Here is a 10410-nt window from a genome sequence, read left to right as displayed (position 1 = left end):
TCACCTACTTATTCGTGGGTCCCGCGATCAGGCCTTGCCGAACCGTCGGTCGATGAAGTCGAAGATCTCGTCGTCGCTGGCGGACTCCAGGGAGGCCGCGACGCCGACGAGGGAGCCCTGGACGTCGTCCCAGCGGGACAGGACGGCCTTGAGGCGCTGGGTGATGCGTTTGCGGTCGTCCTCGTCGGGGGCGATCTCGGTGAGGGCCCCGGCCGACAGCGTGGACAGCACGGACTCCAGCCGGTCGAGCTCCTCCAGGAGGGGCGTCGGCGCGGGTCCGGCCTCCGGCACCAGCAGCTCGCGCAGGTGGGCCGCGAGCGCGCCGGGCGTCGGATAGTCGAAGACGAGCGTGGCCGGCAGGTGGGAGCCGGTGACCGCGCCGAGCCGGTTGCGCAGCTCGACGGCCATCAGCGAGTCGAAGCCGAGCTCGCGGAACGAGCGGTCCTCGTCGACCGCGCCGGCGGTGGCGTGGCCGAGCACCCCGGCGACCTGCTGGCGCAGCGTCTCCAGGATCGCGGCGTCGCGCTCGGTGGCGGGCAGCCCGGCCAGGCGGCGGGCCAGGTCGACCACGGCCTCGGCGTCGCGCCGGACCCGCGGCTTGACCAGCCCGCGCAGCAGCGGCGGCACCGTCGGGGCGGCCCGGAACGCGGCCGTGTCCAGCCGCATCGGGGAGATCACCGGGCCCGCGTCGGCGGCCAGCGCGGCGTCGAGCAGCGCCAGGCCCTCGTCCATGGGCAGCGGCAGCACCCCGCCCCGGCCCATCCGCCGCACGTCGGCGTCCGCGCCGTGCTCCTCCCACAGGCCCCACGCGAGTGAGAGCGCGGGGGTGCCGTGGGCGCGGCGGTGACCGGCGAGGGCGTCGAGGAAGGCGTTGGCGGCGGCGTAGTTGCCCTGGCCGGGTGCGCCGAAGACGCCGGCGACCGAGGAGAACAGGATGAGGGGCGTCTCGGGCAGCAGCTCGTGCAGGTTCCAGGCGGCGTCGATCTTGGGCCGCAGCACGTTCTCCAGCCGTTCGGGGGTGAGCGAGAACAGGACGCCGTCGTCGACGACCCCGGCCGCGTGCACGACCGTGCCGATCTCGGTGGTGGCCAGCAGCGCCTCGACCGCGTCCCGGTCGGCGGCGTCGCAGGCCGCGCCGACCACGTTGGCGCCCAGCGCGGTCAGCGACTCGACCAGGTCGGCGCCGGGGCCTCTGCGGCTGGTGAGCACCAGGTCGGTGACGCCGTGGCGGACGACCAGGTGGCGGGCGATCTCGCCGCCCAGCGCCCCGGTCGCGCCGGTGACCAGCACCGGGCCGCGGATCTCGACCGGCCGTTCGCCGCCGGTGGCGACCCGGGACAGCCTCGGCGCGAGCACCCTGCCGTCCCGCAGGGCCACCTGGGGTTCGCCCGACGACACCGCGGCGGGCAGCGCCGTCGCGTCGAAGGCGTCGGCCAGCACGATCCGGCCCGGGTGCTCCGACTGGGTCGAGCGGACCAGGCCCCACACGGCAGCGAAGGCCAGGTCGGTGACGGCCTCGTCGGGGACCGGGGCCACCGCGCCGGTGGTCATCAGGACCAGGGTCGAGTCGGCGTACCGGGCGTCGGACAGCCACGACTGGAGCAGGGTCAGGGTGCCCTGGGTGGCGACCCGCGCGCCGAGGGCCACGTCGTCCTCGACGATCTCGGCGAGGTCGCCGTTGTCGAGGCTGCAGTGCGCCACCACGACGGGCGGCACCGGAGTGGTCGCCTCGTCGAGGGCGAGCAGGTCGGCGTAGCGGTCGACGAGGACGTCCGGGCCGAGGTCGAGGTCGGCCTCGCCCAAAACGGCCCAGCGCACCGGTCCCTGGATGCCGGGGGCGGGCACCGGGACCCAGTCGACCTGGAACAGCGACTCGTGCCGGGCGGTCCCGGCGACGGCGAGCTGCTCGCGGGAGACGCCCCGCGTGACCAGCGAGGTGACGGTGGCGACCGGTGTGCCCTCCGCCGACGCGAGGTCGACGGTGGTGCCGCTGTCGCCGGGGGTGAGCCGGACCCGGAGCCGGGTGGCGCCCGCGGAGTGGACGGCGACGCCGGTCCAGGCGAACGGCAGGCCGTGCTCGTTCTCGCCGGAGCCGAGGAAGGTGGTGTGCAGGGCGGCGTCCAGCAGGGCCGGGTGCAGGGCGAACCCGGCGGCCTGGGCCGGGTCGGGCAGGGCGACCTCGGCGTAGAGCACCTCGCCGTCCCGCCAGGCCGCCTGGAGCCCCTGGAAGAGCGGGCCGTAGGAGAAGCCCGCCTCGGCGAGCCGGTCGTAGAGGTCCTCCATGTCGGCCTCGGCCGCGCCCGGCGGCGGCCACGCCGTCAGGCTCTCCCCCGGCACGGTCAGCGGGCTGAGCAGGCCGTCGGCGTGGCGGGTCCAGGGCTGGTCGTCGGCGTCGAGCCGCGAGTGCAGGGTGACGGCGCGCCGCCCGCTTCCGTCGGGCGCGCCGACCACGAGCTGGAGCTGCACCGCCACGTCCTCGGGCAGCACGAGCGGCGCTTCGAGGGTCAGCTCGTCGACGACGGGGCAGCCGGTCTGCTCGCCGGCGTGCAGGGCCAGCTCGACGAAGGCCGAGCCGGGAAGCAGCACGGTGTCCATGACGGCGTGGTCGGCCAGCCACGGGTGGGTGGCGGCCGACAGGCGGCCGGTGAACAGCAGGCCCTCGCTGTCGGCCAGCGGCACGGCCGCGCCGAGGAGCGGGTGCCCGGCGCTGCCGAGCCCGGCGGAGGTGACGTCGCCCGGCGGGGCCGGGGGCGCCTCCATCCAGTAGCGCTCCCGCTGGAAGGCGTAGGTCGGCAGGTCGGCGCGGTGACCGTCCACGAGGCCGGTCCAGTCGACGTCGACGCCGTTGACGTGCAGTTCGGCGAGTCCGGCCAGGAGGGTCTCGGGCTCGTCGCGGCCGGCCCGGCTGAGCGCGACGAAACCGGCGGGCCGGTCGGCGCACTGCGCGGCCATCGCGGTCAGCGTCGAGTCGGGCCCGATCTCGACGAAGGTGGTCACGCCCTCGTCGAGCAGGGTCCGCACGCCGTCGGCGAACCTGACCGCCTGCCGCACGTGCCGGACCCAGTAGTCCGGGGACGTGAGGTCGGCCGCGATCGCGCCGGTCACGTTGGAGACGACCGGAATTTCCGGGTCGCGGTACGTGAGCCCGGCGGCGACCGCGCGGAACTCGTCGAGCATCGGGGCCATCAGCGGCGAGTGGAAGGCGTGGCTGACGGCGAGGCGGTGGGTGCGGCGGCCCTGGTCGGCGAACCAGGCGGCCAGGGCGGTGACCTCGTCGTCGGGGCCGGAGACCACCAGGGAGTCGGGGCTGTTGACGGCGGCGACCGCGACCCGGGCCTCACCGGTGAGGGCGGCGAGCACCTCGTCCTCGGTGGCCTGGACGGCGATCATCGCGCCCCCGGCGGGGAGGGCCTGCATGAGCGTGCCGCGCGCCCTGACCAGGGCGCAGGCGTCGTCGAGCGAGAACACCCCGGCGACGTGGGCGGCGGCGATCTCGCCGATGGAGTGCCCGGCGAGGTGGCCGGGCCGGACGCCCAGCGACTCCACCAGCCGGAACAGGGCGACCTCGTAGGCGAAGATCGCGGCCTGGGTGTGCCGGGTCCGGTCGAGCCCGTCGCCGGTCGCGACCGCCTCGGCGAGGCCGTCGAACCGGGCCACGATGCCGTCGTAGACCTCGCCGAACAGCGGGAACGCGGCGGCCAGTTCACGGCCCATGCCGGCGCGCTGGGAACCCTGACCGGAGAACAGGAAGGCGACACCCCCCGGCTTGGCCACACCCGTGACCGCGCCGGGATCGCCGGCGGCGAGCGCCGCGAGCCCCTCCGGGCCGGTCACGGCGGCGCGGTGCTCCAGCGCGGCGCGAGTGGCGACGAGAGAGTAGGCGACGTCCTCCGCCGGGACGGGATGGGTCAGCAGGAATTCGGCCAGCCGGGCCGCCTGCGCCCGGAGCGCCTCCGGGGAGCGGGCCGACAGCAGCCACGGCAGCGCCGCGCCGGATCCGGCCGCCCTGTCCGGGACCGCCGGGACCACCGGGGGTTCCTCCAGGATCACGTGGGCGTTGGTGCCGCTGATGCCGAACGACGAGACACCCGCGCGCTTCGGCCGGTCGGCCGACGGCCAGGGGGCCTGCTCGGTGAGGAGCTCGACCTCGCCGGACGACCAGTCGACGTGGGGCGAGGGCTCGTCGACGTGCAGGGTGCGCGGGACCGTCTCGTGGCGCATGGACATGATCATCTTGATGATGCCCGCGACGCCGGCCGCCGCCTGGGTGTGGCCGATGTTCGACTTGATCGAGCCGAGCAGCAGGGGCGTCTCGCGCTCCTGGCCGTAGGTGGCCAGCAGCGCCTGGGCCTCGATGGGGTCGCCCAGCGGGGTGCCGGTGCCGTGGCCCTCGACCACGTCGACGTCGGCGGCGACGAGCCCGGCCGAGGCGAGGGCCTGCCGGATGACGCGCTGCTGGGACGGGCCGTTGGGGGCGGTCAGGCCGTTGGAGGCGCCGTCCTGGTTGACCGCCGAGCCGCGGACGACGGCCAGGACGCGGTGGCCGTTCCTGACCGCGTCGGAGAGCCGCTCGACGACGAGGACGCCCGCGCCCTCGGCCCAGCCGGTGCCGTCGGCGGCGGCGGCGAACGCCTTGCACCGCCCGTCGGCGGCCAGGCCGCGCTGGCGGCCGAAGTCGACGAACGTCCCGGGCGTGGACATGACGGTCACTCCGCCCGCCAGGGCCATCGTGCACTCGCCGCGCCGCAGCGACTGGATCGCCCAGTGCAGCGCCACCAGCGACGACGAGCAGGCCGTGTCGACGGTGACGGCCGGGCCCTCCAGCCCGAACACGTAGGACAGGCGGCCGGAGATGACGCTGCCGGAGTTGCCGGTGCCCAGGTAGCCCTCGACGCCGCTGGGGATGGCGGGCAGCCGGGAGGCGTAGTCGTAGTACATGACGCCGGCGAAGACGCCGGTCCGTGAGCCCTTCAGCGTCGCCGGGTCGATGCCGGCGTTCTCGAACGCCTCCCAGGCGGTCTCCAGGAGGATCCGCTGCTGGGGGTCCATCGCCAGGGCCTCGCGGGGCGAGATGCCGAAGAAGGCCGCGTCGAAGTCGGCGGCGTCGTGCAGGAAGCCGCCCTCGCGGACGTAGGTCGCGCCGGGGCGTTCCGGGTCGTCGCTGAACATGCCCGCGAGGTCCCAGCCCCGGTCGCCGGGGAAGCCGGAGACGCCGTCGCCGCCGGTCGAGACGAGCCGCCACAGGTCCTCGGGTGAGCGCACCCCGCCCGGGTAGCGGCAGCCCATGCCGACGATCGCGATCGGCTCGTCGGTCGCGGCCGCGACGACGGTCTCGGCCGGGGCGGCCTCCTCCGGGAGGGCCAGCAGCAGGCCGCGCAGGTGCCCGGCCAGCGCGACCGGGTTCGGGAAGTCGAAGATGAGAGTGGCGGGCAGCCGGGTGCCGACGGCCGCGCCGAGCCGGTTGCGGAACTCGACCGCCATCAGGGAGTCGAAGCCCAGCTCGGTGAACTGCTTCGCGCCGTCGATCGCGTCGGCCCCGCCGTGCCCGAGGACCAGGGCCGCCTGGGTACGCACCAGGGTCAGCAGTTCGCGGTCCTGCTCGGCCTCCGGCAGGCCCGACAGCCTCCGGGCGAGCGAGGCCCCGGCGGCGGAGATCTGGGCGCGGCGGGCCGGGACCCGTACCAGACCCTGGAAGATCGGCGCGACGCCGTGCTCGGCGGCGCGCGACCGGATCAGCGCGGTGTCCAGGTGGACCGGGACGAGCAGCGCGTCCCCGGCGGCGCGGGCCTGGTCGAACAGGCGCAGGCCGTCGTCGTGGGTGAGCGGGGCGAGCCCGGCGGCGGACAGGCGGCGCAGGTCGGCCTCGTCCATCCGGCCGGACATGCCGCTCTCGGCCCACAGGCCGAACGCGAGCGACTGGGCCTGGCGCCCGGCCGCGCGGCGGCGGGCGGCGAGCGCGTCGAGGAAGGCGTTGGCGGCGGCGTAGTTGGCCTGGCCGGGGCCGCCGAAGATCGAGGAGGCCGAGGAGAACAGGACGAACAGGTCGGCGTCGGGGGCCAGTTCGTGCAGGTTCAGCGCGGCGTCGGCCTTGGGCCGGAGCACGGCGTCGATCTGGTCGGGGGTGAGCCCCTCGACCACGCCGTCGTCGAGCACGCCGGCGGCGTGCACCACTCCGGCGATCCGGCGTCCGGCGACCGCCTCTTCGAGGGCGTCGCGGTCGGCGGCGTCGCAGGCCACGGCCTCGTGGGTGACCCCGCCGGCGTCGACGGACCCGCCGCTCCGGCTGAGCAGCAGCAGATTGCGCACGCCGTGCTCGGTGACGAGATGGCGGGTGATCAGGCGGCCGAGCGAGCCGGTCGCGCCGGTGACCACGACGAGCCCGTCGGGGTCGAGCGCCGGGACGGGCCCACCGACTGCGGCGCGGGCCAGCCTCGGGGCGAGCACCCGGCCGTCGCGGACGGCGACCTGCGGCTCGCCGGTGGCGACCGCCTCCAGGAGGGGGCCGGGCCCGTCGAGGTCGAGCAGCGTGAAGACGCCCGGGTGCTCCGACTGCGCCGACCGCACCAGGCCCCAGACGGGCGCCTGGACGAGGTCCTCGACGTCCTCCTCTCCGACGGCCACGGCGCGGCGGGTGACGAAGACCAGCCGCGAGTCGGCGAACCGGGGGTCGCCGAGCCACGAGCGGACCATCGCCAGCGCGCTCTGCACGGCGAGGCGGACGGCGAACGCGACGTCGTCCTCCGCGAGCTCGGGGTCGACGTGGCAGGCGTAGAGCACGGTCCGCGGCACCTCGGCCCCGGCGGCGACGGCGTCGTCGAGGGCGACCGGGTCGGCGTACCAGGTCAGGGACGGCCCGGCGAGGCCGAAGTCGGTCTCGCCGACGACGACGGTCGTCCCGGCGAGGGTCTCGCGGGCGGGCACGGCGGCCCAGTCGATCTTGAACAGCGACTCCCGGGTGACCGGCGCGGCGACGTGGGGCCGCATGGCCAGCGACTCGACGCTGAGGACCGGCGCGCCCGACTCGTCCCAGGCCCGGACGGTCGCGGCGGTCTCGCCCGAGGGCGTCAGCCGCACCCGCAGCGCGGAGGCGCCGGGGGCGAGCAGGCTCACCCCGCGCCAGGCGAACGGGACCAGCGGCTCGTCCGCGCCGTCGCGCAGCGACAGGCCGTGCAGGGCGGCGTCGAGCAGCGCCGGGTGGATCGCGAACGCCGGGTCGGCCTCCTCCAGCGCGACCTCGGCGCAGACCTCGGGGCCGACCCGCCAGGCGGCGCGCAGGCCCTGGAAGGCCGGGCCGTAGCCGAACCCGGCGGCGGCCAGGGCGGGGTAGAAGTCCTCGACCGGGATCGGGGTCGCGTTCGCGGGGGGCCACGCGCCCAGCGGCTCGACCGCCACCGGGGCGCTGGTCAGCACCCCTTCGGCGTGCCGGGTCCAGTCGTCGTCGCCGGTGCGCGAGTGCACCGCGAACGGCCGTCCGGTCTCGCCCGCCGGGCCGACCCAGACCTGGATCTGGACGCCGCCCTCCTCGGGCAGCACCAGCGGGGCCTCCAGCGTGAGGTCCTCGACGCGGTCGCAGCCGGCCTGCTCGGCGGCCTTCAGGGCGAGCTCGACGAAGGCGGTCCCGGGCAGCAGCACGGTGTCCATGACGGCGTGGTCGGCCAGCCACGGGTGGGTGGCCAGCGACAGGCGGCCGGTGAGCAGCAGGCCGTCGGCCCCGGCGGCGGAGACGGCCGCGCCGAGCAGCGGGTGGGCGGCCGGGGCGAGCCCGAGGCCTGCCGGGTCGCCCGCCCAGGTCGCGGGGGCGGGCCAGTAGTCGTCGGTCTGGAAGGCGTAGGTCGGCAGGTCGACGCGGCGGGCCCCGGTCGCGGCGAAGAAGGCGGCCCAGTCGACGGCGACGCCGCGCGCGTGCAGCCGGGCCAGCGCCTCCGTCAGCGCCTCGGGCTCGCCGCGGCCCCTGCGGGTCGCGGGGGCGTAGAGAGGGTCGTCACCGGCGCACTCCTGCGCCATCGCCGACAGCACGCCGTCGGGGCCGAGCTCCAGGTAGGCGGTGACGCCGGCCCGGTCGGCGACGTCGACCGCGTCGGCGAAGCGGACCGCCTCGCGCACCTGGCGGACCCAGTAGCCCGGCGAGGCGAGGTCGGCCCCGCCGGTCACGGTGGAGACGATCGGGATCGTCGGCGCGTGGTAGGTGAGCCCGGCGGCGACCGCGCGGAACTCCGCCAGCATCGGCTCCATCAGGGCCGAGTGGAAGGCGTGGGAGACGGTCAGCCGCTTGGTCTTCTCGAAGCGGGCGGCCTCGGCCAGGACGGCCGCCTCGTCGCCGGAGATGACGACGGAGGCGGGCCCGTTGACGGCGGCGATGTCGACGTTCCCGGAGATGTCGCCCGGCGCGGCCTGGACGGCGACCATCGCGCCGCCCTCCGGCAGGGCCTGCATGAGGGTGGCGCGGGCGGCGAGGAGCGTACAGGCGTCGTCGAGGGAGAGCACGCCCGCGCAGTGGGCGGCGGCGAGCTCGCCGACGGAGTGCCCGATCAGGTACGACGGGGTGACCCCCCAGGAGCCGACCAGCCGGAACAGCGCGACCTCGAACGCGAACAGCGCGCTCTGGGCCAGCACCGTGCGGTCCAGCTCGGCCCCGTCGAGCACGAGCGAGCGCAGCGGCAGCCCAAGTTTCGGCTCCAGGGCGGCGCAGACCTCGTCGAAGGCGTGGGCGAAGGCCGGGAACCCGGCGTGCAGTTCCCGGCCCATGCCCGGCCGCTGGGCGCCCTGCCCGGTGAACAGGAACGCGGCCTTGGCCCGGACCTTCATCGTGTCGTGGACGAGCCCCCGCTCGTCCTGCCCTCCGGCCAGCGCGTCCAGCATCCGCCGCGGGCTCTCGTCACCGGGCGCGGCGAACACGGCGCGGTGGTCGAGGGCGGCGCGGGTGGTGGCTAGTGAGAAGGCGACGTCGAGCGGGTCCAGCTCGGGATGCCGCCCGAGGTGGTCGCGCAACCGCGCGGCCTGCGCCCGGACGGCCGGGGCGCTCCGGCCGGAGATGAGCCACGGCAGGAAGGCCGGCCTGGCTCCGGACGCGTCCTCGACGGTCTCCGGAGCCTCTTCGATGATCGTGTGGACGTTGGTGCCACTGATGCCGAACGACGACACGGCGGCGCGCTTCGGGTGGCCGGTCTCGGGCCAGGGGCGGGTCTCGGCGATGAGCGCCACGTTCCCGGCGGCCCAGTCGACGTGGGGGGTGGGCTCGTCGAGGTGGAGCGTCTTCGGCAACTGGCCGTGGCGCATCGCCATGACCATCTTGATGACGCCGCCGACACCCGCCGCCGCCTGGGCGTGGCCGATGTTCGACTTGATCGAGCCGAGCCACAGCGGCTCGGGCCGGTCCTGGCCGTAGGTCGCGATGAGGGCCTGGGCCTCGATCGGGTCGCCGATGACGGTGCCGGTGCCGTGGGCCTCCACGGCGTCGACCTCGGCGGGGGTCAGCCCGGCGGAGGCGAGGGCCTGGCGGATGACGCGCTGCTGGGAGGGCCCGTTGGGGGCGGTCAGGCCGTTGGACGCGCCGTCCTGGTTCACGGCGGAGCCGCGGATGACGGCGAGCACCCGGTGTCCGTTGGCGACGGCGTCCGAGAGCCGCTCGACGAGCAGCATGCCGACGCCCTCGGCCCAGCCGGTGCCGTCGGCGGCGGCGGCGAACGACTTGCACCGCCCGTTCCCGGCGAGGCCCTGCTGGCGGCCGAACTCGCTGAACATGCCCGGCGTCGCCATCACCGCGACGCCGCCGGCCAGCGCCATCGAGCACTCGTCGTTGCGGATCGCCTGGCAGGCCAGGTGCAGCGCCACCAGCGAGGAGGAGCAGGCCGTGTCGACCGTGACGGCCGGGCCCTCGAATCCGAGCGTGTACGCGATCCGCCCCGACGCCACGCTGGTGGTGGTGCCGGTGAGGACGTGCCCGTCGACGCCCTCCACGAACTGCAGCACCGAGGTGTAGCCCGACGAGGAGGCGCCGACGAAGACCCCGGTCCGGCTGCCCTTGAGGGTGCCGGGGTCGATGCCCGCGCGCTCGAAGGTCTCCCAGGAGGTCTCCAGGAGCAGCCGCTGCTGCGGGTCCATCGCCAGCGCCTCACGGGGGGCGATGCCGAAGAAGCCCGCGTCGAAGGCGGCGGCGTCGCCGAGGAAGCCGCCCTCGGCGGGGCCGTCCCAGTGGCGGTCACGCGGCACGGGGCCGACGGCGTCCCGGCCGTCGCGCACCAGCTCCCACAGGTCCTCGGGCGAGCGGACGCCCCCCGGGAACCGGCAGCCCATGCCGACCAGCGCGATGGGCTCGTGCTCACCGGCCTCGAACTTGCGCAGGCGCTCGCGGGTCTCGTGCAGCTCCGCGGTCACGCGCTTCAGGAAATATCGCAGCTTGTCGTCAGTCAC

1 protein-coding gene is annotated in these 10410 nt (G+C 75.8%); it reads right to left on the bottom strand.

The window, feature by feature from the left end; all coding sequences use genetic code 11:
• Positions 1-27: 27 nt before the first annotated feature.
• The gene (locus AW270_RS00705) at positions 28-10410 is read right to left on the bottom strand and encodes a type I polyketide synthase (RefSeq protein WP_061289100.1); all 10383 of its coding nucleotides are present in this window, start codon (positions 10408-10410) and stop codon (positions 28-30) included.

It is taken from the genome of Herbidospora cretacea (assembly GCF_001570605.1).
Taxonomy (GTDB): Bacteria; Actinomycetota; Actinomycetes; order Streptosporangiales; family Streptosporangiaceae; genus Herbidospora; species Herbidospora cretacea.
This window is presented reverse-complemented; position numbering and strand designations above follow the sequence as displayed.